Genomic DNA, 24,576 nt, shown 5'->3' on the forward strand with positions numbered 1-24,576 from the left:
CTGGCTTGCAACGATTGTTCAGGTGTCGCTACATCCGGTTGCCATGTGCTGGCAATCTGAATGAGCTATACACAATGAAACCATTAGCGACGGTCGCGCTCGCAACCAGTGAGCGTTGACTCTCCTGCGTCGACCCGTTGTTCCACTTTTGCGTTTTGCGCACAGAGTCAGCCGATGCAGTTTCTATCTGAAAGCCATGGGTGTTGCGGCTGGAACGGTGAAATGGCCGAGCGTATTCGCGCGTTCGACTGGACCCTCACCGAGCTTGGCCGCATCGATACCTGGTCGAACAGCCTGCGCAGCACGGTGCAATTGCTGCTGGCCTCGCCAGTGCCGTTGGTGATTCTCTGGGGCCGCCCCGGCTACATGATTTACAACGACGCTTACTCGGTGTTTGCCGGCGGCCTCCATCCCTATCTGCTGGGCTCACCGGTTGAGCTTGGCTGGCCGGAAGTCGCCGAGTTCAACCGCCGTGTGCTTGATACGTGCCTGGCTGGCGGCACCTTGTCTTATCACAACAAAGAGCTGGAACTGTTGCGCGACGGCAAACCCGAAGCCGTGTTCATGGACCTCTATTATAGCCCGGTGGCCGGTGACGACGGAGTGCCGGCCGGGGTCATGGCGGTTGTCGTCGAAACCCGAAAAACTGCAGAAGAATCACTGCTCAAGTTCACCCGCAACCTGGAGCAACGTGTCGCGGATGAAGTCGAGGCGCGACTGGCCGCCGAGGAGCAATTGCGCCAGTCGCAGAAGCTCGAAGCGATTGGCGGGCTGACCGGTGGCGTTGCCCATGACTTCAACAACCTATTGCAGGTTATCGCCGGCAACCTGCACCTGCTGGCGCGCCATGAACGCGATAATCCAAACGTGCAACGCCGGGTCAGTGCGGCGATTGCCGCGGTCGAGCGGGGCGCCACGCTGTCGGCGCAATTGCTCGCCTTCGCCCGTCGCCAGCCGTTGTCCCCGGCGGTCTATAACCCCCGGCACATCTTTGAAGGTCTTGGGGAGCTGTTGCAACGGGCATTGGGCGAAACCATTCACATCGACATGCAATTGCCAGACGATCCCTGGTGCATTCACGTCGATCGCAATCAACTGGAAAACGCGCTGCTGAACCTGGCGATCAATGCCCGGGACGCTCTGCATGGCGAGGGAACAATCGTTATCAGTGGTGCCAACGTTGTGCTGGATCGCGCATTTTGCGCGGGCAAGGGCATCAGCGCCGGTGACTACGTGCGCTTGTCGGTGGCCGACACGGGCGAGGGCATGGATCCTGCGACGCTCAAACAGGCCTTCGAGCCGTTTTTTACCACCAAGGCTGACGGACATGGCACCGGTCTGGGGTTAAGCATGGTGTTTGGTTTCGTCAAACAGAGCGGCGGCCATATCGATATGACCAGCCGTGTGGGGCAGGGCACGCAGGTGCAGATGTATTTCCCCCGCACTGAGCGGCCGCAAACCCGCGAGTTGCCGACGCGCGGCGCTCAACATAGCGGTGGGCACGAGACTATTCTGGTGGTTGAGGACAACGAAGAAGTGCGCAGCGCGGCGGTCGAGTTTCTGCAGCAATCGGGCTACCAGGTGTTGACCGCGGCCAATGGCGACTGCGCCATGCAGATGTTGCTGGAGGGGGTGGCGGTGGATCTGATCTTCACCGACGTGGTCATGCCCGGGCTGATCAAAAGCTCGGACCTGGCGTCCTGGGCCAAGATCCAGACGCCACCAGTGGCGGTGCTGTTTACCTCGGGCCACACCCGCGACATCATTTCGCGCAATCATCAGCTCAGCCCGGACACCCATTTGCTGAGCAAGCCTTATGGCCCGGATGCGCTCATGGCGATGATTCGAAACGTCCTCGGCGACTGACGGTGGCAGTTTGAACGCAGTGACAATAACGGCACGTCCGACCAGCGGGCACCGCTGGTCTGATTGATGGTCGACAGCAACCGCCGAGCGAGGCCATTCTGATAACTGGCGAACGCGCGCCAAGGCGTTCGCCACCGATCAACAAACGGAGGTGTTCCATGCCGGTGAATCATGACCTGTATCAGGACCTGAGCTGCTCAAAGGAAGTCATTCAGCAAAAGCGTGCCAATGATCCCCACCTGAACGCGCTGCTGGATAAATATTCGGAAATCGACAACCGGGTCCTGAAGGCAGAAGCCCAGGCTCTGGCAGATGACGAAGTGAGGAAGCTCAAGGAAAAGCGCCTTTCGATTAAAGACGAAATATCCCGGAGTTTGAACGGTTCTGCCAGAACGTGACCAACGCGTGGGGGGCGCAGTGTCGCCCCCCGTTCTACAGCCTATTCTGGCTGGTGTATCGCTTTGGCCAACGGTAATCGTGCCATATGGCTGGACTTCAGCGAGCCGAAATACAATCAGTCGCCGTACCCGCGAACTGTGGTGATCGGTGAGTAATTGCGGCTGCTGGCATCCTGCAGATTGGCGATGATCTTTCCGGTTGCGGCGTCCAGGCCACCGATTGAACCTTGGTCGGCGACAGCAGCAGGAACAGGCCGATCACCACCAGCAGAAATATCAGAATTGCGCGAACGCTGATTCGACGTGGCACCTTGCTCATCAGGCGATTGCTCCTGTCTGGGTCGGAATTGTCCGCTGGGCCATGTCGCACAGGGCCAGCATCGAGGCCGCCGATTCGTGTTCGATACGCCGCTTGAGCAGCAGTTGATTGGCCAGGCGCATCAGCAGACCGCTGAAGCGGTATTCCAGGGTGCGAACGAAGCGCGTGCCGTCACCCTCGCTGGCGCATTCATACGTCACCAGCAGTTCCAGGCCATGATCGCCCTGAGCGCGAGCGCTCCAGCGCCGACCTGGCAGGTACTCGTTGACCTCCCAGCTCAAATGCCCGGCCCGCCCGCCCGCGTGGATGTCCTCTTCAAAACGTGCGCCCGCATGCAGCGGCCCTTGCGGACCGTCGACTTTCAGCGATGACGGGTGCCACTCTGGCCAACGCGTCGCGGCGCTGGCGTAGGCGAGCACATCGATCGGGTCACGTGCGATGTCGATCTGGTGCTGCATGCGGGTCATGGGTGTTCGCCTCGTTTGAAGGTGCGAATGATCGGGTTCGTCTTCCCAATACAGCGTGCCGAAAAGGTAGTCCATCAGCGGCAAAACGATATTGAAATTGCGCTCCTGCATCAGCTCGCGACGGTGATGCAGTGCGTGCAGACGGCGCATCTGGCGAATCCACGGCAGGCGGGTGAGGGGGTTGCTCGGCGGCAGATGTTCGCAGGCGTGAAACACCTCGTAAGTCAGGTAGCCGAGGATCATGCAGCCGGCGAACAGCCCGGCGACGTTGCCATTGAGGTGTTTGAGCAGCCACCAGGCGGGCAGGGTGATCGCCAGGCTGTGCAACACGATCAGCCACGCCGGAAACAGAATTACCCGCCAGTCGCGCGCCGTGTCGTAGGCCATGTAGCCAGGGGCGAAAAAACTGTGGTGATCGCCGGCGTGCCGGGCATAAAACAGCCGCGCAAAAGTCTTTTTGTAATGGCCCAGATGCCGGTGCACGACGTAGACCGCGAAATTGAAAAACAGCAGCGTCAGCGGCACTGCCAGCCACTCCAGGGGTTGCACCTGATGCACGGTGCTCCAGAACAGCGTGATACCCAGCACACCGAAGGCCAGTACAAAACCACCGTGCAGCCACGGGTTGTAGAACCGATGAATATCAGCCCGGTAGCGGGTACGAAATGCCTGCGTGGTTTGCCTCACCGCGATCACCTGTTTTCGTTGTTATAGAAACAAGACTAGCCAACTTGCCAACGGATGTCGGGAATGGGCAGGCATTCACGCTGAACGGGTGTGGATATCGCTCAGATCAGCGGATCCCAGCGCTGGGACCAGTCACTGTCGGTCTTGACCAGTTCCCGTAACAACTCGAACGCCTGTTGCAGCACCGCCGAGTCGCGATCCCGCGAGTACACCAGATAGGTCGGGTAGCTGAACTCCGGGGCTTTGGGCACTCGTTCCAGCACGCCGCTGTCGAGGTAGGTCTGGACCACCCGAGTGCGGAAATAACCGGTGCCTCCGTTTTGCAGGATGTACTGCAGCGCCAGAGGGCCGAGATTGAAGCTCAACGCGGCTTTTGCCTTGTCCGGCAGCGCCGCGTCGTGCTGGCGGCGGAACTCCTTGCCCCAGTCGATATAGACGTAAGGCTCGGGCCTGGACGGCAGGCGCACCAGGATGAGTTTTTCTTCCAGCAGTTGTTCCACTTGCAGCTGTGGCCAGTACTCGGGCTGGAACACCAGCGCAGCATCCAGCACACCCAATTCCAGCTGACGCAGCAGGTTTTCGCCGTCGCGGATTTCCGTGCGCAAGGCATGGCTGGGGATCTTCTCGCGCAGTTCACGGGCCCAGCTGAGCATCAGCGGGTTGCACAAGCTGACCTCGCCGCCGATGTGCAGCACATTGCGGTAGCCCTCCGGTAACGGTAAATCCCGGCGCGCCGCTTCCCATGTCTGTACCAACTGATTGGCATACACCACGAAGGCTTCGCCGTCCGCAGTCAGACGTGCACCGGCGCGATTGCGCACGAACAGGGTGCTGGCGAGCTGGCTTTCGAGCTTTTGCACCCGCGCGGTAATTGCGGTCTGGGTGACGTGAAGCTTTTCGGCGGCGGCCGCAAGACTGCCGCAGCGAACGATTTCCAGGAAGGTGCGGGCGAGATCGATGTCCATAAGCAGTCGCTGACATAAGGAACTCAGCAGTGTAGAGCAAGCGTCTGTCTGAACTCGAGCTGAATGAGCGGGGCGGCGTGCATCTGCGCGAGTCCTCGCTCTACACTGCAAGCCACCTCGAATAACAACGGACGTTCCCATGACAGCAAAGTCAGCCGCGAACATTCTCGACACCGTCGAAGGCCAACGTTTGGCGGGTGAGGAGGCTGAGCGCTGGCGCGAGTGGGGCCCGTACTTGAGTGAACGGCAGTGGGGCACGGTGCGCGAGGACTACAGCGCCGATGGCGACGTCTGGCAGTATTTTCCCCATGAGCATGCCCGCAGCCGGGCGTATCGATGGGGCGAGGACGGGCTCGCCGGGTTCTGCGACCGGGCCCAGCACTGGTGCATCGGGTTGGGGCTGTGGAACGAACGCGACCCGATTCTCAAGGAACGCCTGTTTGGCCTGAACAATGCCGAGGGCAATCACGGCGAAGACGTCAAAGAGCTGTATTTCTACGTCGACGGGGTGCCGAGCCATGCCTACATGCGCATGCTCTACAAGTACCCGCAGGCCGCATTTCCTTACGCCGATCTGGTGGCCGAAAATGCCCGTCGGGGCCTGGACGATGCCGAGTATGAAATCCTCGATACCGGGGTGTTCGAGGACGACCGCTACTTCGATGTGACGGTGGAATACGCCAAGCACAGCCCGGATGACTTGTTGATGCGGGTCACCGTGCACAACCGTTCTGATCAGCCGGCGCGCTTGCGGGTACTGCCGCAGGTATGGGCGCGCAATACCTGGAGTTGGGGCGGTGACAGGCACAAGCCCAGCCTGACGCTGACCGGTGACTCGGTCATGGCGCAGCACCCGATGCTGGCGGACCGGCAGCTCAGTGCCTGGGGTGAGGAGGGCTGTGAATGGCTGTTCTGCGACAACCAGACCAACCATCCGAAACTCGATGCGGTGGCAGCCAACGGCCCGTTCAAGGATGGCATCAACGATTATCTGGTGGACGGCATCACCGAGGCCATTCACCGAGATACAGGTACTCGGGTGGCGGCGCATTTCGTCCTCGAGCTGGACGGACTGGCGAGCAAAAACGTCTACCTGCGCTTTGCCCCGGTTGGCGCACCGAGGGTCAACGCCAAGGCGCTGTTCGAGCGCCGCCGCGTTGAAGCCGATGATTATTACGCCGTGCTGCAAGCGCAAATGCCTGACCCGGATGCGCGTAACGTTCAGCGTCAGGCGTTGGCCGGGTTGCTCTGGTCCAAGCAGCTGTATTACTTCGACGTCAATCGGTGGCTCGACGGCGACCCCGGTCAACCGTCGCCACCGCCCGGGCGGCTGCATATCCGCAACACCCACTGGCGGCATTTGTCGAACGCCGACATCGTTTCCATGCCTGACACCTGGGAATATCCGTGGTACGCGTCGTGGGACCTGGGCTTTCAGGCCGTCGCTTATGCGCTGATCGATCCGGGTTTTGCCAAGCATCAACTGCTGCTGTTGGTCAAAGACCGCTTCATGCACCCCAACGGCCAGCTGCCGGCCTACGAGTGGCGTTTCGACGATGCCAACCCGCCGGTGCATGCCTGGGCCAGTTGGCGGGTGTATCAGCGTGACAAGGCTTTGACCGGTGTCGGGGACATGGATTTTCTCGAGCGGATTTTCCACAAGTTGCTGTTGAATTTTTCCTGGTGGGTCAACCGCAAGGATGCCGAAGGTCGCAACCTGTTCCAGGGCGGGTTTCTCGGGCTGGACAACATTGCGCTGTTCGATCGTTCGGCCGTGTTACCGCCCGGTTTTCAACTGGATCAGGCCGACGGCACGGCGTGGGTCGCGGCGTATGCGCTGGACTTGATGCGCATTGCCCTGGAACTGGCCAAGCGCAACCCGGTGTACGTCGACATCGCGGTGAAGTTCTTCGAGCACTTTCTCTACATTGCTGGCGCCATCAACCGCGTGGACTATGCCGATGAAGGTTTGTGGGATGAGCAGGATCATTTTTTCTACGACGTGTTGCACCGGCCCGACGGTGTCAACGAACCGCTGCGTTTGCGCTCCATCGTCGGCCTGATGCCGCTGTTCGCGGTGCAGGTGCTGGAACAGCACGAGCACGAAGGGCTGCCGGGTTTGCGTGAGCGTTTATTGGGTTTTATGCACCATCGGCCGGATCTGGCGAGCCTGGTTTCACGCTGGACCGAACCCGGAGAAGGCAATCGGATGTTGCTCGCGCTGTTGCGCGGCGAGCGCACCAAAGACTTGCTCAAACGTATGCTCGATGAGGCCGAGTTCCTCTCCGAATTCGGCGTTCGCTCCTTGTCAAAAGCCTTCGCCGAGCATCCCTTTGGCGTGCAGATCAACGGTAATAAACTGTGTGCCCACTATGAACCGGCGGAATCCGGTTCGCGGTTGTACGGTGGTAATTCCAACTGGCGCGGGCCGTTGTGGATGCCGATCAACTACATGCTGATTGAGTCGTTGCGCGAGTTTCACCGTTACTACGACAACAACTTTTCGGTCGAATACCCCAGTGGCTCAGGCTATCTGGCGTCGCTGGCGGAGGTGGCCGACAGCTTGAGTCAGCGCCTGACGCGCCTGTTTCTGCGGGATGAAAACGGTAGCCGGCCGTCGATGGTCGGCTATGCACAGCTCCAGGCCGACCCGTTGAGCCGGGACCTGGTGCTGTTTCACGAATACTTCCACGGCGAAACCGGCCGTGGCCTCGGCGCATCCCATCAAACCGGCTGGAGCGCGTTAGTGGCGTTGCTGCTGTAGGGGAGTAATCAAGCGATCAGCGTGATTTCACGCTCCAATGCCCACGGCGCAATCAAGCGCTGCGGGGTCTGGCAGGTTTTGCGCTTGAACACGAAGTTGCGGCACTTTTCGGCGAACTGTTGGCGGTTGTGCACCATGTCCAGTTGCATCTGTGTCAGCTCGACCTCGCGACAATGCTCGATCTGCTTTAGGTCCATGCTGGCTTTGCGCGCTCGTAACACCGCGTACTTTTCATCAGTCAACGCGCTGTTGGCCTGTTGCAGCAGCCATTGGCTGAACTCGCGCGGGCAGCGCGGGCCGATGTCCTGAATCATCCCCAATTGCCAGGCTTGAAACGCGCTGATCGGCAGGCATTCTTCGGTGAGCTTGTGCGCGATTTTACTGCCGACTGCGCGGGGCAGGCTGTAGGTCCAGTATTCGGAGCCATACAGGCCCATGGTTTTGTAATGCGGATTGAGCACGACATCCGCTCGGGCGAATACGATGTCGGCGGCCAGCGCCAGCATCACACCGCCGGCTCCGGCGCTGCCGGTCAGGCCACTGACCACCAGTTGCCGGGCCGTCAGCAGTTCCTGGCAGACATCATCGATCGCCTGAATATTGGCCCAGGCTTCCAGCCCCGGCACCTTTGCTGCCTGAATCACATTGAGGTGCACGCCATTGGAAAAGCTCCCGCGACCACCCTTGATCAGCAGCACTTGAGTGTCGCGGGCCTTGGCCCAGCGCAATGCTGCGACCAGTCGTTGGCACTGTTCGGTGCTCATGGCGCCGTTGTAGAACTCGAAGGTCAGTTCACCGACGTGCCCCGACTCCCGATAACGAATCGGTTGATAGGTTGCTTCATTGAAAGGTTGGCCGGCGATCGATCCATCCAATACCGGTATTGCATCGAGTTGCCCGGCCAGCACATGCCGCGCTGGCAATTTGAAGGTTTCTTCTGCGGGCTGCGCCTTGCGCTTGAGCGAGCCGATCCACAGGCTGTGATCGCCCGTTGCGACCAGTACGGCATCGTCCTGAACGGCAAGGATTTTCCCCGGCGTACCGCTGCGCGAGTCCAGGTGGGCGTCGTACAGGTAATATTGCCGACCGGCCAGGCTCGCCAATACACCAGGCTGGCCGTCGGCGGCGTCGATGCTGCGTTTGATGAATCGCGCGCAATCGTGCCAGCTGAAGGTTCGGTCGGCCTGTTTCATGTTTGGTTTCAGACGGCCGATGACGTTGGGTTGCGTGTAATCGAGCGGTGTCGGGACGAAATCGCTGGCGAATTTTTCCACCACATCGCGGATGCAATAAATTGCTGCGTCACTTACCGGGCCGTTGTACAGCTCGGATTTGCGCACGTCGGCGGGTATGTTGAATTCATAGGTCGACCAGATCGGCCCGGCGTCCATTTCTTCCACCGCCTGCAAAGCCGTGACGCCCCAGCGGCTGACCTGCTGGGTGATGGCCCAGTCCAGCGCACTGGCGCCGCGGTCGCCGACGATGCCGGGGTGAATGATCACCACCGGCCGCTCCGGATTACTCCAGAGTTGCTGCGGAACACGATCCTTGAGGAACGGGCAGATCACCAGGTCGGCCGCCGATTCCTCGATCTGCCGGCACACCGTGGCTTCGTCGGTGAACAGCACTACGCTGGGTTCATGACCCGATTGGCGTAAATCCAGCCAGGCCCGTTGGGTCAAACCGTTGAACGCCGATGACAACAACATGATCTTCAATGACCGCATGGATGACTCTTCCCTGAGGATGCGCGGCCGGAGGCTCCCATTGAGCCGTCCCTGGCCTTTGATGGAAGCGCAAGGGTAGAGGCTGTGTGGCGAGGGTTACCTGATCGAGATCAATCTTGTGTCGGCAAATCGTTCATCAGTTTTGATCGTTCTCACGCGGGAGCGTCACGAGTGTCTGGTAAAGCGTTCGGTCACTACCGTCTTTACACTACTGAACAAGCCGTGGTGGTGTAATGGCGCCATACATTGGGCCAATTCCACTTGAGTTAAGAGGGGGGCACTTTGTACTCATTTCAGCTTGAATGAATTTTCCTGATCCTCCATCCGCCAAGTCGATGTGGAGACAAGCAAAAGCCACAACGGGAACTGCCGCATGAGTCGTTATATTCCCAACGATAGGAACCGTAACATACTCGCAGGTTTTGTCCCCTGCCGCACTGCAGCTATTGACTGAGCTGAAAAGTGTAGTTTTAGTGCCAGGCTGAATCCAGGTATTATCCCCGATGCCGAGTGCTGTTGGGTTTCCATTAGTAATAAGGTCTCTTATTGTTGGAACGTTATTGCTGTCAACAGAGAATGATGTCCACTGCCCAGCTTCGCAGGCTCCGGTATGATAGGACGATCCAATTTTAATGACATAGGGTTTTCCCGTGGCGGGATCATTTTTCGGTTGTGGCGGACTTGAGCTTGAATTCCAATAATTATCGTACATGCATTGAGTTATTACGATGGGGAGAAGCCCCTGCACAACGGTGCCGGGGCTTGAAATTATCGCAGTGGCAGTGGAGGCAATGGGGACGGTATTAACCCCAAAGATGCGCGCAATAAAAGTATTTACAGGCCCGCCGTTCAGGCCGGTATCTTTTTTGATAGTCACTTGCACCGCTGGAAAATCCGATGTGCCCTGCACAGCATGCACACCAATTGAAGGGTTTGTAACATTCCAGTAGCCGGTTTTGATACTGCCGCTGGTGATAGGGGCGCTCGCCGCTGTGTTTTTTGAGAACTCGGTATTTGCGGGGTTTGCGCGAATAGATGCCGTAGTGAAATCTGGCGCGCTGTTAGCTGAGTTTCCACATAGGCTACTAATGCTACGCGGATAGAGACAACCCGTACCTGCTAAGGCAGCGGCATCAGCGGCGTTTTGAAGTTCATTACGCACAACGTAAGCATAAGCAAAATCTACAGCCAATGCTGTAACGCCGAACAGCACGGGTAGTGTAATGACAACCAAAATTAACGCTGCGCCTTGCTGGTTTTTCTTAACCGCAACATGGCCTGCTATTTTTTTGGGGTTAGGGCGTGCGGCAATGCTGTTAGTTTCAATCGCTGTGCACATGGTGAACATCCTGAGTTGAAGTCACTCATTTAGCATCACTGTTGTCGCCGACAAGTTAATCGGGTTATTGACTACATGGAGAATGCCACCCAGAACCATTGTGGAGTATTGGTATGAAACCTGGACGCTGAGTTGCGTTCCAAAGGCCCCTGCAGCCCCGGTCGGAGTGACTGTCGGGGCTACGGACGATCCAAACGTTATCAAGTTAGAGCCCAAATAATTATTGGCAATGCTTTGGATTTGAGCGGTGGTGAGTTTGGGAGACTTTAATACTATGCCAGCTCTTGCTGCTTCTCGGCTGGCATTGGTTATTATGGCCTTGTCATAAAGAGCAACGCTAAACTCTATAATGACAAATATGATGAGAAAAAGAACGGGCAGAACGAGTGTGAGCTCGACAGCGGCAAGCCCTTGTTCTTTTTTCTTCATGTTGCTCACCTTTTACTTATTTGGCATGGTTGTCTGCTATATGCTTGCCTGTATGACAGTTCATGCTCTGGATTTGCATGCGTCACCCAAGCATAAAATACGGGTAATTCTATTGTTTCGTGAAATAATCAACCGTCCACGTATTTACCATAGATCCATTTGGCCAGAAGTAAAGCCTGCCTTGCGCTCATTCGTGGAGCTCCGAAAAATTTCAACCCGCACTGTGGTTGCGTAGCTGGCGGCTGAAATAACTGCCGCAGCAGCCAACTCCCGCCCGACCTGATGTGTTAACGATATAAATCAACGCTATAAGTAAGTGTGCGGTGCTGGCACTTTCATCGAAGGTTTATTCCAAAACGCTACATGAATCTATCGTTATTCAGGTTTTTGAAATATTAGTGAGCGATTGATGTGGTTGGCATTCTTTAATATATCCGGAGTCTATAGGGGGGCAGTCGGATTGTGTCAAGTGATCGAAACAGCGTTGTCGATTGTGATGTTGTACTGCTGAACTCTGACGAAAATCGAGTCTAAAAAGCCTGATTATTGCTTGGACGCAGGCACAGCAAGGGGGAGCAAGCTCCCCCCTTCGGTTTTACCGGGCACTAGTGACGCGGGAGCGTGGGAACGATCAGTCGCGCTGACTTGTTATTGCGCAGAATCCGGTGGATCGAGGTGATCCAGTGCGCGATTCACCGCCAACTCGGCCAGGGAAATCATCTGCTGAATCGCCAGTGCGGTATTGCGCTTGGGGCCTTCGAGCTCAAACGCCAGATCGCTGGCCATGACATTGGCCGAGGCGAGGGTTTCGCAGGCATGGGCCAACAGGGTTTCGCTGTCGACGTCGGGGGCGATGACGAAAATGCAGCCGGGGCGTCGGTCGGCTAACAATGCCTTGGTCTCAGGCAGTACCAGGTAGTGATCGAGCGCACGGTGCGCGGCGGCGTGGAGTTCTTTTGAGTCGAGGGAGGCGTAGGGCGAAACGGGGTCGGTTTCAGAGGGATTTGGGGTGGCTTTGAACATGGTGAACCTCACTTTGTCATCGGGAAACACCTTGAATTCGGGGCCGCCAAGCCCGTGCCGCTGAATGGTCAGCGACACGGAAACGATAGGGGCGAGGGCCAATACGCAAAAGCCGGCGGATTCTGGCGTAGGTGTAGGTCGCTACGCAAGGCGTTGTAGCCTGTGACGGAGGTTGCGTGGGCAAGCTTAAACGCCCGTAGCAGCTGTCGAGCCCGCGAGGCTGCGTTCGGCCGAGAAGCGGTCGTAAAATCATGCAACACGTTCTTTCAGGTAAACCGCGTACGCAGGGTTTGCGAGGACTGCGTCCTCGAACGCAGCCTCGCGGGCTCGGCAGCTGCTATGGGCAAACGGGTAGCAAGGCCGTTTCGGTGCACCCGCAGGTGTTATCTATGTAGGGCCTTATGTGGATGGTCAGGGCATAAAGTGACCCTCGATCTTCAGGCAAGAAGATCGGACATCCACTTAAAGGGAATTAACCAACGTGCCGAATAGCAATGAATATTCATATACAAGCGAACAGGTAAACGCGGCGTTTTCAGACATCAGCGCGAGTTTGTTCAAAGACAAGGTCATCAGTACCACCAACCCGAAAATGCTGATCGTGGCCGGTATTCAGGGTTCAGGGAAAACCTGGTTGCTGGAAGAGTCATTACTTAAAACCGGCAACTACTCGAACTACATCAGGCTGTATCTGCCCGAGTACCGCAAAAAGCATCCGCAGTATTCACGGATGGAAACCCACGGGGTGCTGCATGTGTATGAGCACACCGAGGCTTTTGTGCGGGAAGTGTGTACGAAGATCTTCGAAAAAGCTTTTGCCGAGAAATACAGCATCATCATGGAGGCTGCACTGGATTCGGCAGACTTCGCGGCATTCCCGCCAATGGCCGTGTCAGCGGGCTATCAGTTTGAAGTTCACGTGGTGGCCTGTAAAAAAGAGTTCACCCATTTGTCGACCATCACCCGTGGCTTGAAGAGCCTTCAAGACAAGCAACTGGAACGGTTCCTGAAACTCTCGGAGCTTGAGGCGAGTCTGGGCAATGCACAGTCGGTGCTGAATGCCTTCGAAGAAGCGTGTGCGCAAAAGGTCGGCTCTGAAATCACTGTGTACGAGCGCGGGTTTGGTGAGCTGAAAAACCGAAAAGTTGTCTGTCGCAGCCAGTGCGACACAGTCGGTCAGTTAACCCCGCAATCGGTGGTCGATCATAAAGGGGTGACTATTGCTATCGCTGACAACCCGGTCGCAATCGAGCTTGCACCCGGCAAGACCTCGCGTTCCTGCTATGCGGCCTACAACAACATTGTGAGCGCCGAGGTCAGTCTCAGGCGTGACCGACGGGAAATGGTCTGGGACTGCCAGTTAGCGCTGCTGGAGGCTCCACGTCTGAACAATCAGGTTCCCGGTTTCGTCTACACCGACTTGGTGAGTTACGTGTTCAAGCATTTGCATCTTTGATCAACCGATAAGAAGCCCGCCATTGGCGGGCTCCCTGCCAAACCTGTCGGTCAAAACGCAAAGCACGAACAGCCAAACGCGCCCCAGAACCCTTGAAAGTCGCTGACCGGCGCGTTCGATAAGCGCGCCCGCTCATGGCTGTGGGCATGCACGGCGCAGGCGCCCACGCATTGATGCATTTGGGCGGTGAGCGGCGCCAAGGGTTTCCAGTGCCCCGGCACATTCACCACCGGTGACCAATCGGGCATCACCGGCAGGTGGGGCGGGCCGAGTTTGTCGAATTCGAGGCTGCCATACACCACTTTGCCGTCGACCACGGTCAGCACTGATTCAATCCACTTGATCGCTTCGTCGTCGACGCTGAAGTAGTCGGCAGACAACGCCACCAGATCGGCCAGTTGCCCGACCTTGATCTGGCCCTTTGTGCCTTGCTCGGAGGAGAACCAGGCGCTGCCATGGGTGTAGAGTTCCAGCGCAGTGTCGCGGCTCAGACCTTGCGGGTACAGCTCCAGACCGCCGAAAGTGCGGCCGCTGACCAACCAGTAAAGCGACGTCCACGGGTTGTAGCTGGAAACCCGCGTGGCGTCGGTGCCGGCACCCACCGGGATGCCTTCGGCGAGCATGCGCTGAATCGGTGGGGTGTGCTCGGCGGCCTTGGCGCCATAACGGTCGACGAAGTACTCACCCTGGAAGGCCATGCGGTCCTGGATGGCAATGCCGCCGCCCAGTGCACGAACCCGCTCGATATTCTGCGGGGTGATGGTTTCGGCGTGATCGAAGAACCACGGCAGACCATCGAACGGGATATCGCGGTTGACCTTTTCGAACACGTCGAGCATCCGCGTGATCGATTCGTTGTAGGTGGCGTGCAGGCGGAATGGCCAGCGCTTCTCCACCAGATGCCGGACCACGGGCTCCAGTTCCTGCTCCATGGTCTGTGGCAGATCGGGGCGCGGTTCGAGGAAGTCTTCGAAATCTGCCGCAGAGAACACCAGCATTTCGCCAGCGCCGTTGTGCCGCAGGAAATCGTCACCCTGGCCGTAGTGCGAGGTGCTGGTCCAGTTCTTGAAGTCGGTCAGCTCTTCCTTGGGTTTTTGGGTGAACAGGTTGTAGGCGATGCGTACGCTGAGTTGTTTGTCTTCCGCCAACTGCTGGATGACCTGATAGTCGTCCGGGTAATTCTGATAGCCGCCACCCGCATCAATGGCGCTGGTGACGCCGAGGCGATTGAGTTCGCGCATGAACTGCCGGGTCGAGTTGACCTGATACTCCAGCGGCAACTTCGGCCCCTTGGCCAGGGTTGAGTACAGAATCATCGCGTTCGGACGGGCGATCAGCATGCCCGTGGGATCGCCATTGGCATCGCGCTGGATTTCACCACCCGGCGGGTTCGGGGTGTTGCGGTTGTAGCCGACCACCTTCAGCGCCGCGCGGTTGAGCAGGGCGCGGTCATACAGGTGCAGGACGAACACCGGAGTGTCAGGCGCGGCTTTGTTCAGCTCTTCAATCGTCGGCAGGCGTTTTTCGGCGAACTGGAACTCGGTCCAGCCACCCACCACGCGCACCCATTGCGGTGCTGGCGTGCGATCGGCCTGGTCCTTGAGCAGGCGCAGAGCGTCGACCAAGGACGGCACTCCTTCCCAGCGCAGTTCGAGGTTGTAGTTCAGGCCGCCTCGAATCAGGTGCAGGTGCGAATCGTTGAGGCCAGGAATCACTGTGCGTTTTTGCAGGTCGATGACTTGGGTACTGGCGCCGCGCAGGGGCATGACGTCCGCATCATTGCCGACGGCAATAAACCGCCCGTCCTTGATAGCGACCGCACTGGCCTGGGGTTTTTCCCGGTCAACCGTGTGCAGGCGACCGTTGAACAGAATCAGATCGGCTGGGGTGTTGGTCATGCTGGTGCTCTCCACAAATAGGGGACTGGTCCAGGCACTGACGGTGCCTGCCGAAAGACCGTGCAGTACGCGGCGGCGGGTGAAGTCGTCGTGTTCATCAGGTGGGCTCATGGCGCCGTTCTCCGCAGGTGTTCGGTCGAGCGAGCAGCCGGATGCGTGAGCCATACGGCCAGCAAAGAATATAGACGGCTAATTCGGGGGTGATGCGTCGGGCGAGAAGATTTTCGACAGGCAGAAACGACGAATCCCGCCATAAAGGCGGGATTCGTATGCAGCCAGAGAGCTCCCGAGGTCGGGAGCCGCAGTCTTAGCTTGGGAACAACTCGGACAGTTTCATGGCCAGCATCATGTCGCCTTCAGCGCGCAGTTTGCCGCCCATGAACGCTTGCATGCCGTCGGTCGAACCGTCGACGATGCCTTCCAGGGTTTCGCCGTCCATGACCAGAGTCACTTGAGCGTCCGGGTTTTCGCCTTCCTGCAGCTCGCAAGTGCTGTCTTTGACGATCAGCGAGAAGTTTTTGGTGTCGTCGATGCGGAAACCGAAAACCAGGTCCAGACCGGCAGCAGCGGCTGGGTTGAACTTGGCTTTCATTGCTTGTACGGCGTCAGCTACGGAGGTCATGGTTCGATCCTTTCATGAAGTGTTACAACAAGGGTCACAGTGATCCGGACTCAACGGAAAGTGATGAGTTCCGGGGCCTTCAGCAGTTGTAAATGTGCATGACTGTTGAAGGAAGCCAGCGCCACCTCGCGCCCACGGAACTTCAGGTGGTTGAGCGAGGTGTTGACGATTTGCCAATTCAGCTCAAAGGCCTGTCTGGCCGGCATTTGAGTAATCAGGTGGAGCAGGGCAGTGATGGTTCCGCCGGAGGTGAACACGGCGATTTTCTGGGTGTTGTCGGCCTGTTCGAGAATACGCTGCAAACCTGCCCGGACTCGCTCGACAAAGCCTAGCCAGCTTTCGAGGCCCGGTGGGTCGTACTTACCCGCCAGCCAGCGCTCGATGATCAAGGCAAAGATTCGTTGAAACTCGCCGCGATTCTGCGCGGCATTGCGCAGGATGTGCAGGGCTTCAGGCTCTTCGGGTAACAGGTCCGGAAGCAGTGCGCGGATGATCGCGTCGGCGTCGAACTCGTTGAAAGCCGAATCGATCTCCAGCGGCGGCACTGGCAGACCGACAGCGCTGAACTGCGCCAGGGCGCTGTTGGCGGTGTGTTGCTGACGACGCAGGTCGCCCGACAGGCAGCGGTCGAAACTCAATCCCAGTTCAGCCAGGTGGCTGCCGAGTACTTCTGCCTGACGAATACCGGTCGGCGACAGCACGTCGTAGTCGTCTGCACCGAAGGAGGCCTGGCCATGTCGAATCAAATAGATGCTGCCCACGTCCGCGTCATCCCGGTACGTTGAAGGTTTTGCGAGGTTATGAGGATGCCGGTGAGCTGTCAATGAAAAAACATACGCTTGTTTGAAATGCTCGTTGGAGCCCCGTTACTGAAGGTTTCACGACTGGTCGCAACGCGGTTGCATGAGTATGCTGGAGGTATCCCGCGCCTGTGTGTTCAGCGGCGCACTGTAGTTAAAGGAGTCGATGTGGATTTTCTTGCCGAGTACGCAAGTTTTCTGGCTAAAACCGTGACCCTGGTGGTCGCCATTCTGGTGGTCCTGGCCAGCTTTGCGGCGCTGCGCAGCAAAGGCCGGCGCAAGGCTGCGGGCCAGTTGCAGGTCAGCAAACTCAATGATTTCTACAAGGGGTTGCGTGAGCGTCTGGAGCAGACGGTATTCGACAAGGACCAGCTCAAGGCCGTGCGTAAATCCGAAGCAAAGTCCGAGAAAAAGCAGAAGAAAAAAGCGCAAGCCAAACCACGGGTGTTCGTGCTGGATTTCGACGGCGACATCAGGGCTTCGGCGACTGAAAGCCTGCGCCACGAAATCACCGCACTCTTGTCCCTGGCCACGCCCAAGGACGAAGTTGTGCTGCGTCTGGAAAGCGGTGGCGGCATGGTTCACAGCTACGGTCTGGCTTCCTCGCAACTGGCGCGTATTCGTCAGGCCGGTGTGCCATTGACCGTGTGCATCGACAAGGTCGCGGCCAGCGGCGGCTACATGATGGCGTGCATCGGCGAGAAGATCATCAGCGCACCGTTTGCCATTCTGGGTTCGATCGGTGTGGTGGCGCAGCTACCTAACGTCAATCGTTTGCTGAAAAAGCATGATATCGACTTCGAAGTCCTGACGGCCGGCGAGTACAAACGCACGCTGACCGTGTTTGGCGAAAACACCGAAAAAGGCCGGGAGAAGTTCCAGGAAGACCTGGATGTCACTCACGAACTGTTCAAGAACTTCGTCTCGCGCTACCGCCCACAACTGGCCATCAATGAAGTGGCCACCGGTGAAATCTGGTTGGGCGTTGCAGCGCTGGAAAAACGCTTGGTCGATGAACTGAAAACCAGCGACGAATACCTCTCTGAACGCGCCAAAGGTGCAGAGCTGTTTCACCTGCATTATTCCGAACGCAAGAGCCTGCAAGAGCGCGTCGGCCTGGCGGCCAGCGGTTCGATTGATCGCGTCTTGTTGACATGGTGGAGCCGTCTCACCCAACAGCGCTTCTGGTAAAGAGCACAGGGGCTCGCCAGTGCGGGCCCGTTATCGCGGCGTCGAGTGCAACGCTCGGCGCTGTATAGGCTCTTGTCGCTGGTGTTTACCCTCTGCATCTCAGGTCTTTTGAGACTGTCGCGTTTTCCCATCGGATTGAAGACATTTCCTGCTTTTGTTGCGGCAGGCGGCGCTTAAGCTCTCAACTCCCAAGTCAACTGCAAAGGATTGCAAATGATGGCGCTAGAGAGTCAACACCACCCTGCTACTGGCCGGTTACCGGCTCAGATCAACCAGTCACTGTCGAGCCTTGCACTGGATGCCGTATTGCCATCGACCCCGACTCAATATGCCGCGAAGCTGATCGAGGAGCGTTGGGGGGCAGCTCCTTTGGCCGCTCGACTGGTCGATCTCAATTACGATTTCCATGGCTACCCTGCGCAACAGGGCGTGCAGCAAGGCCGAGTCAGCAAGTCGCAAAGTCTGGTGCAGGCCTTGCTGTCCAACTATCAGACCGTGGGCGCCGGCCGTTTCGGGGAAACGGCATTCGGCCTGTACACGCCTCCTGCCGTGGGCCCGGAAGTCCGAATCGTCGAGATCGATCAGTCGATCAACCCTGGCGGTGGGTTCCAGGACTACGAGGGCATCTACCGTCAGACCGTCCCTCAGCTCTACGGCCCGAGCACCCAGCTGAAGTTGCAGCCGGCAGAGTTCAAAAAATGGGTGTGGGAGCTGGAGTTCAAGGACAAATACACCACTTATGTGCACGCTGCGTGGCCTTCCGATGAGGTCTGCCTTGCACCGCAAGGCTATCCGCTGCGCACCTCGGTCAAGACGGCGTTTGTCATGGCGGCTTATTTGCAGCGCCAGGAAAACAGCCTGACCCAGGACGGACTCACATTGGCGCTGCTGGCTGCCGGATTTGATGCGCAGCAAACGTGGGCGCAGCTGACGGTTGAGCAATTGCAGGCCTGGGCGATGATCGACGCTTCAATAGAGGCCGCGCGTCTGGTCATTTACCGTTATGTATCGAGCGATATCTGGAGCTTTCGGAAAAAAGACAGCGAGCGAGTCCTGCTTTATATCCCGGGGAACTCTTCACCTTTCCACGAGTTTGCGGACCAAAAGGCGTTGTACAAATGGGTTGCCGACGTAGGTAAGGACGCTTCCAGAAAGCAGGCGCTGATGGTGCATTTTTCCGATGACGACCAGCAGGACGGCACGTTCCACGCTGGCGTGTCGACCGCGCTGGACGGCATGGCGATTTACCCTCGGCAACATAATCTGAAGAAAGGCCATGGTTTTTTCAACGATGATGGTTACTGGGATCCTGCCGAGTACGTTCACTTCGAGGTGCCGGCGTCCCCAACTGAGCCCTTCGCACAGTGGGTGCTGGTGATGAAGCAAGCGGCCCGGGCAAGTATTGAAACCATTCGTGACGATGCCCAGGTCAATCGAGATGATTTGAGTGCGGTGGTCGAGCCCGTTGTGCAGTGGATCAACAAATTTGGTCCCTTGGCGTTGTTCGTACCGGGGGGCGAAGGTTTGTTGGCGTTGGCCGGCCTGATTGATGCCGGTTATGGGTTGGCTCGGGCGGTTGATGGCAAGACCTCTGATGAGCGCTCGGCCGGTGTCACGCGTACCGTATTCGGCTTGCTCAACGCCTTGCCTCTGGCCGCAGCGGGTGCCGCCATCAAGACTGAAGAACAGGCTGCCGTTGCTGGGGCAGAGCCGGACCCTGTGCCGGTGGTCATCGAGGAGCCGTCGCCTGGCGAGCGCCCGTTCGTGACCCCGAATGTCGCACCTCCCGCCCCAGGTGCCGAACGGGCAGCGCTGATGCGAGGGATCGGACCCAGTGTTCAGGTATTCAGCGATGAGGTACTGATCCGGATAGGTCATGTCAGTGCGGTGGATGATGACGTATTGCGCCTGATGCACGCGGGGCAGAGGGCACCGTCTCCAGTGCTGGCGGACACCATCAGTCGATTCACTATCGATCAGGATCTGCAACGTGCAATCGACTCATTACCCGAGGGATCTGCGCAGGCTGATCAACTGAAGAGCACAAGAGTCGAGCAATTCAAGCAGCGCTACGCCGCACTTCAGCAATCGGATAACGAGTGGGTCAGGCTGTTTCAGCATCAGTATCCTGAGTTGCCGAAAAGTGCAGTGGAACAAATACTCGACAGGTCGGGGGTGGGCATCGATGCCCCCCACACACTGGCTGATACCAAACGGGTGCTAGGGCAGTTGAGCGACAAGGCGCGGCAGTACGAGCAACATGTACGCCTATGCCGCGCCTATGAAGGGCTTTATCTGAAGTCGGTCGAAAACGCCGATAGCGATGTACTCGTTTTGCATACCCTGGAACGGCTGCCGGGCTGGTCGCGGGAGACTCGAATCGAAGTGCTCGACGGGGAGGTCGGTGCGAGGGTGCTGGACAGTATTGGTCCTCAAAATGCCCCCGTTCGGCGGCAACTGATCAGGCAGGGCGCGCGGTATCAGCTACACACGCCGCAGGGGTTAGCCGATACAGCTGATTTTGATCAGGCGCTTCTCGGCCTTTTGCCGCAAGAGCAACGTTCGGCACTGGGTTTGCGTCCCCAGGATGAGTTGCACGACTTGCAGCTCAAAATCCGCGAGAACGCACTGCCGCGTTCCGAGCTGATGCTCGGGCTGCACAGAATGGACTCCGGGTTGACCTTTCAGCGTCTCGGGTTGCACGGCGGTGGATTTCCGAACACCGCAGAGTCCGGTGAGCTGTCCTCAGAGATCATGAGGGTCCAGGTCAAAGAGATTTATCCTGCTTTTACGACTGAGCAAGCGGATGAGTTTCTGTTGAGTGCGGGCACCCAGGCTCAGGCTGACCTTTATCGATTGAGGTTGCAGGCCGAGCAACTACGTGTCGACATCACTGGTTGGATCGAAGACATAACCGATGATATCGAAGACATGGATATCGAGCTTTTGTTGGCGGGGGATGAGGATGCCGTGGGGATGAGCGACGCCGAGATCGAGGAGGAGAACGACGCGCGCATAGAGGAATGGATGGAGAATGAACGTGATGTCCGATATGAGCTGGCTGAGGAACTGATCGCCATTTGGCAAAAGCGTGGTGGGCCAGACAGCAGGGTCTATCGCAATGGTCAGTTGATTGGCTTTCACCTGGACATGGACTATGAGCAGATGCACAGCCTCCCACGGCTCAATGTAAAGTTGAATGACGTGGTGTCTCTCACCATGCCGAATTTCAAGTTAACGCAGCGCGGTAGCCTCAACGGATTCCTTGAGTGTTTCCCCAATCTGCGCACGTTGAATATGCAGGGCGTCGATTTGCGTCTCTTTAATCGGGATGGGATAGAGGTTGGCCGCTTACCGCCCGCCATCGCTGATATGCGTCAGCTTGAGAGCCTTAATCTAAAAGCGACCAGGCTAATCCTGACAGAGGAGTCCACAGGCAAACTCGCCGGGCTCACTCGACTGCAGGAGCTTGATCTAAGCGAAAACCCGCTCGGTGTCCCGCCCGCAGTGATTCAGATGACGCAATTGCGCCAACTCAAGCTGCGGGGAGCGGGTCTCAGGACATGCCCGATTTTTACTCTCGATCATCCTTACCTGGAGCGACTGGATTTGCGTGATAATCGGATTGCCCGGGTTCCTGAGTTGGTTCGAAAGCAGTCGGTGGTCGAGGGCAACGTCTTGCTTTCAGGCAATCCGTTAACCGATGCGGATAGCCTGCGGTGGGTTGTAGACCATCGTAAACAGACCGGGATCAATCTATGGATGGCGCCGCAGACAGAGAATTTTGCTCCGCCAGAGGTGTGGTTTACCGGGCTTTCTCCAGAGCAGGTGGCTCAGATGACTTTGCGTTGGGAACGTCTTGGAGCGAAAGAGGGGGGAGATCGTTTCTTCGGAACCCTGGAGGTGCTGACGCGCACGGCAGATTTTAGGGTGGACTACGCCGCTTTACAGCAACGGGTCTGGCGCATGATCGACGAAATGGATGTCTCACCGCAGCTGTGCCAGCACCTGTTCCAGGACGTTGAATGGTCGCCTCGTGATGGGGATGACCCTTTTGTCAGTTTTGTACACCTGGAAAACAGGGTCACTGCATTCAATGCATCGGCTGCGAAAAAACCCAGACTCGATGGCGAGTCGATTCAAACGCTGTAAAGGGTACGGGCGTTACATTACCCCGCATAGGTGTCCCTGAGCGCAGGCCAAAAAAAATCTGAAACCGGGTTGAGTCCCGGTTTCAGATTCTGGTGTTACACGTTACGTGCGCGTTTAGCGGCGACGGAACAGAGGCAGCGGTTCATCAGTGGCGGCCTGATAGGTCACCGAGAAGTCCTTGAGGCTTTCAAGGGCTTCGTACGGATCCTTGTCGGCGCGCAATGCATAAGCGTCGAAACCGCAGCGGTGCAGGTAGAACAACTGGTCGCGCAGCACATCGCCAATCGCTCGCAGTTCGCCCTTGTAGCCGTAACGGTCACGCAGCAGGCGGGCGTTGGAGTAGTTGCGCCCGTCGGTGAAGGCCGGGAAGTTCAGGGCAATGACCTGAAAGTGCGCGACGTCATCACCGATTTCTTCGGCTTCTTCATCGGCATCCAGCCACACGCCCAGTCCGCCATCGCGGGCCTTGAGGGCGTGAGCGTGATCGCGCCACAGGGCCAGCGGCACGATCAGGTCGTCGCAGTTGGAAATGCCGTCGAGGGTCGCGTCCTTGGGCATCAAGTGCCAGGTTTCGTCGACAACTTCGTTGTTCTTAATGATTCGCTGCATAGACGCGTTCCTTGAAGAGGTCGATGCCGATACGTTGATAGGTGTCGATGAAGCGCTCGTCTTCGGTACGTTGTTCCACGTACACGTCGATCAGCTTCGAGATCACGTCAGGCATGTCGTTCTGGGCGAAAGACGGGCCGAGGATCTTGCCCAGGCTGGCGTCGCGGCTGGCGCTGCCGCCGAGGGACACCTGGTAGAACTCTTCACCTTTCTTGTCCACCCCGAGGATGCCGATGTGGCCGACGTGGTGGTGACCACAGGCGTTCATGCAGCCGGAGATGTTCAGGTCCAGTTCGCCGATGTCGAACAGGTAGTCCAGGTCGTCGAAGCGGCGCTGGATGGCTTCGGCGATCGGGATCGACTTGGCATTCGCCAGAGAGCAGAAGTCGCCGCCTGGGCAGCAGATGATGTCGGTCAGCAGGCCGATGTTCGGGGTAGCGAAACCTTGCTCGCGCAGTTCGCCCCACATGGCGAACAATTGGCTCTGCTCGACGTCAGCCAGAATGATGTTCTGCTCGTGGGAGGTGCGCAGTTGGCCAAAGCTGTAGCGGTCGGCCAGGTCGGCAACGCCATCGAGCTGCTTGTCGGTCAGGTCGCCCGGCGCAACACCGGTCGGCTTGAGCGACAGGGTCACGGCCACATAACCCGGCTTTTTGTGGGCCAGGGTGTTGCGGGTGCGCCAGCGGGCGAAGCCAGGGTGTTGCTGGTCGAGCTCAGCCAGCTCTGCCGTCTGATCGTTCAGGGCTTTGTAGTCCGGATCGACGAAGTGCTTGGCGACGCGATGAACTTCGGCCTCGGTCAGCGTGGTCTGGCCACCGCGAAGGTGTTCCATTTCAGCGTCGACTTTTTGCGCGAAGACTTCAGGTGTCAGGGCCTTGACCAGAATCTTGATCCGAGCCTTGTACTTGTTGTCGCGACGGCCATAGCGGTTGTACACACGCAGGATGGCGTCGAGGTAGCTCAACAGGTCTTGCCACGGCAGGAATTCATTGATGAACGCGCCGACGACCGGTGTACGACCGAGGCCGCCACCGACCAGCACACGGAAACCCAGCTCGCCAGCAGCGTTGTGCACGGGCTCAAGGCCGATGTCATGCACTTCGATGGCTGCGCGGTCCGACGTCGAACCGTTGATGGCGATCTTGAACTTGCGCGGCAGGTAGGCGAATTCCGGGTGGAAAGTCGTCCACTGACGGACGATTTCGCACCAGGGACGCGGATCGATCAACTCGTCGGCAGCGACACCGGCGAACTGGTCGGTGGTGACGTTGCGCAGGCAGTTGCCGCTGGTCTGGATCGCGTGCATCTGCACGGTAGCCAGCTCAGCCAGGATGTCCGGAATGTCTTCCAGCGCCGGCCAGTTGAACTGTACGTTCTGCCGGGTACTGATGTGGGCGTAGCCCTTGTCGTAGTCGCGGGCGATCTTGGCCATCATTCGCGCCTGGCGCGAAGTCAGTTGGCCATAAGGCACGGCAACCCGCAGCATCGGGGCGAAGCGCTGGATGTAAAGGCCATTTTGCAGGCGCAGGGGGCGGAATTCTTCTTCGCTCAGCTCGCCTGCCAGATAGCGTCGGGTCTGATCACGGAACTGCTTGACGCGGTCCTCGATGATCCGCTGATCGTACTCGTCGTATACGTACATATAAGTCCTGTTCTCAGGCTTGGGCCAATCAGAAACAGCTGCGTTTCTCGCTCGCTTGATTCAGATAATGCCTTGGCAATTCTGCGCGCACGGCCGCGCACTCCCCACGGAGCCGAGGCAAGATACCAGTTTGCGTTTATGCGCAAAAGTGATGTTTGAGTATATGTAAAGAACCAAATCGACTAATGAGAAGGGTTATTGTCTTACCCACATTTGTGGTGC

Annotated in this window: 17 protein-coding genes and 1 pseudogene; 6 read left to right on the plus strand and 12 right to left on the minus strand. The window is 57.9% G+C overall.

The features are described 5' to 3' along the window. Positions 1-174 precede the first annotated feature (174 nt). Positions 175-1,866, plus strand: a complete 1,692-nt coding sequence (locus ACIPIN_RS12920; RefSeq protein WP_401119109.1) for an ATP-binding protein — start codon at positions 175-177, stop codon at positions 1,864-1,866. A 158-nt stretch (positions 1,867-2,024) separates the two neighbouring features. Beyond that, on the plus strand, positions 2,025-2,264 hold the full coding sequence (locus tag ACIPIN_RS12925; protein ID WP_071555372.1) for a YdcH family protein: 240 nt from the start codon (positions 2,025-2,027) through the stop codon (positions 2,262-2,264). Between the two features lie 41 nt (positions 2,265-2,305). Here ACIPIN_RS12925 and ACIPIN_RS12930 read toward each other — a convergent pair. From ACIPIN_RS12930 to ACIPIN_RS12940, 3 genes and pseudogenes are all read right to left on the minus strand, one after another. Beyond that, positions 2,306-2,485, minus strand: a pseudogene (locus ACIPIN_RS12930) (SMP-30/gluconolactonase/LRE family protein); the annotation flags it as partial. Between the two features lie 97 nt (positions 2,486-2,582). Further along, a complete protein-coding gene (locus ACIPIN_RS12935) occupies positions 2,583-3,737 on the minus strand; it encodes an SRPBCC family protein (RefSeq protein ID WP_401119112.1) in 1,155 nt (384 codons plus the stop codon). A gap of 101 nt (positions 3,738-3,838) precedes the next feature. Beyond that, positions 3,839-4,702 (minus strand): LysR family transcriptional regulator, encoded by an 864-nt coding sequence (locus ACIPIN_RS12940; RefSeq protein WP_401119115.1) that lies wholly within the window; start codon positions 4,700-4,702, stop codon positions 3,839-3,841. Between the two features lie 139 nt (positions 4,703-4,841). Here ACIPIN_RS12940 and ACIPIN_RS12945 point away from each other — a divergent pair, with 139 nt between their 5' ends. Next, positions 4,842-7,466: an MGH1-like glycoside hydrolase domain-containing protein gene (locus ACIPIN_RS12945; RefSeq protein ID WP_401119118.1), complete on the plus strand. Its 2,625-nt coding sequence runs from the start codon at positions 4,842-4,844 to the stop codon at positions 7,464-7,466. Between the two features lie 8 nt (positions 7,467-7,474). On the opposite strand, the gene ACIPIN_RS12950 is transcribed toward ACIPIN_RS12945, so the two are convergent. The 4 genes from ACIPIN_RS12950 to ACIPIN_RS12965 form a co-directional block, all read right to left on the minus strand. Beyond that, positions 7,475-9,193 carry a hydrogenase maturation protein gene (locus ACIPIN_RS12950; RefSeq protein ID WP_401119121.1) on the minus strand — a complete coding sequence of 573 codons (1,719 nt, stop codon included), beginning with the start codon at positions 9,191-9,193 and terminating at the stop codon, positions 7,475-7,477. Between the two features lie 208 nt (positions 9,194-9,401). Beyond that, positions 9,402-10,532 carry a pilus assembly protein TadG-related protein gene (locus ACIPIN_RS12955; RefSeq protein ID WP_401119124.1) on the minus strand — a complete coding sequence of 377 codons (1,131 nt, stop codon included), beginning with the start codon at positions 10,530-10,532 and terminating at the stop codon, positions 9,402-9,404. Between the two features lie 21 nt (positions 10,533-10,553). Further along, complete coding sequence (locus tag ACIPIN_RS12960; RefSeq protein WP_401119127.1) at positions 10,554-10,961, minus strand: TadE/TadG family type IV pilus assembly protein; 408 nt, start codon at positions 10,959-10,961, stop codon at positions 10,554-10,556. A gap of 648 nt (positions 10,962-11,609) precedes the next feature. Continuing rightward, on the minus strand, positions 11,610-11,984 hold the full coding sequence (locus ACIPIN_RS12965) for a DUF6124 family protein (RefSeq protein WP_401119129.1): 375 nt from the start codon (positions 11,982-11,984) through the stop codon (positions 11,610-11,612). 481 nt (positions 11,985-12,465) lie between these two features. Here ACIPIN_RS12965 and ACIPIN_RS12970 point away from each other — a divergent pair, with 481 nt between their 5' ends. After that, on the plus strand, positions 12,466-13,440 hold the full coding sequence (locus tag ACIPIN_RS12970; protein WP_401119132.1) for a zeta toxin family protein: 975 nt from the start codon (positions 12,466-12,468) through the stop codon (positions 13,438-13,440). A 50-nt stretch (positions 13,441-13,490) separates the two neighbouring features. Here ACIPIN_RS12970 and ACIPIN_RS12975 read toward each other — a convergent pair whose 3' ends face one another. From ACIPIN_RS12975 to ACIPIN_RS12985, 3 genes are all read right to left on the minus strand, one after another. Continuing rightward, positions 13,491-15,338, minus strand: a complete 1,848-nt coding sequence (locus ACIPIN_RS12975) for an amidohydrolase (protein ID WP_401119163.1) — start codon at positions 15,336-15,338, stop codon at positions 13,491-13,493. A 307-nt stretch (positions 15,339-15,645) separates the two neighbouring features. Next, positions 15,646-15,960: an SCP2 sterol-binding domain-containing protein gene (locus ACIPIN_RS12980; protein WP_008015934.1), complete on the minus strand. Its 315-nt coding sequence runs from the start codon at positions 15,958-15,960 to the stop codon at positions 15,646-15,648. Between the two features lie 50 nt (positions 15,961-16,010). Next, entirely contained in the window at positions 16,011-16,721 is a 711-nt protein-coding gene (locus ACIPIN_RS12985) for a histidine phosphatase family protein (protein WP_401119135.1), read from the minus strand. Positions 16,722-16,928: 207 nt separating this feature from the next. Here ACIPIN_RS12985 and sohB point away from each other — a divergent pair, with 207 nt between their 5' ends. Continuing rightward, entirely contained in the window at positions 16,929-17,951 is a 1,023-nt protein-coding gene (gene sohB / locus ACIPIN_RS12990; protein WP_401119138.1) for a protease SohB, read from the plus strand. Positions 17,952-18,164: 213 nt separating this feature from the next. Continuing rightward, positions 18,165-22,103: a dermonecrotic toxin domain-containing protein gene (locus tag ACIPIN_RS12995; RefSeq protein WP_401119141.1), complete on the plus strand. Its 3,939-nt coding sequence runs from the start codon at positions 18,165-18,167 to the stop codon at positions 22,101-22,103. Between the two features lie 114 nt (positions 22,104-22,217). Here ACIPIN_RS12995 and ACIPIN_RS13000 read toward each other — a convergent pair whose 3' ends face one another. Next, the gene (locus ACIPIN_RS13000) at positions 22,218-22,712 is read right to left on the minus strand and encodes a DUF934 domain-containing protein (RefSeq protein WP_262116258.1); all 495 of its coding nucleotides are present in this window, start codon (positions 22,710-22,712) and stop codon (positions 22,218-22,220) included. Continuing rightward, positions 22,696-24,354 (minus strand): nitrite/sulfite reductase, encoded by a 1,659-nt coding sequence (locus ACIPIN_RS13005; protein WP_401119144.1) that lies wholly within the window; start codon positions 24,352-24,354, stop codon positions 22,696-22,698. The genes ACIPIN_RS13000 and ACIPIN_RS13005 overlap by 17 nt, the downstream gene beginning before the upstream one ends. Positions 24,355-24,576 lie beyond the last annotated feature (222 nt).

This window comes from Pseudomonas sp. NPDC087697, from assembly GCF_044743155.1.
In the GTDB taxonomy this organism is placed as follows: Bacteria; Pseudomonadota; Gammaproteobacteria; order Pseudomonadales; family Pseudomonadaceae; genus Aquipseudomonas.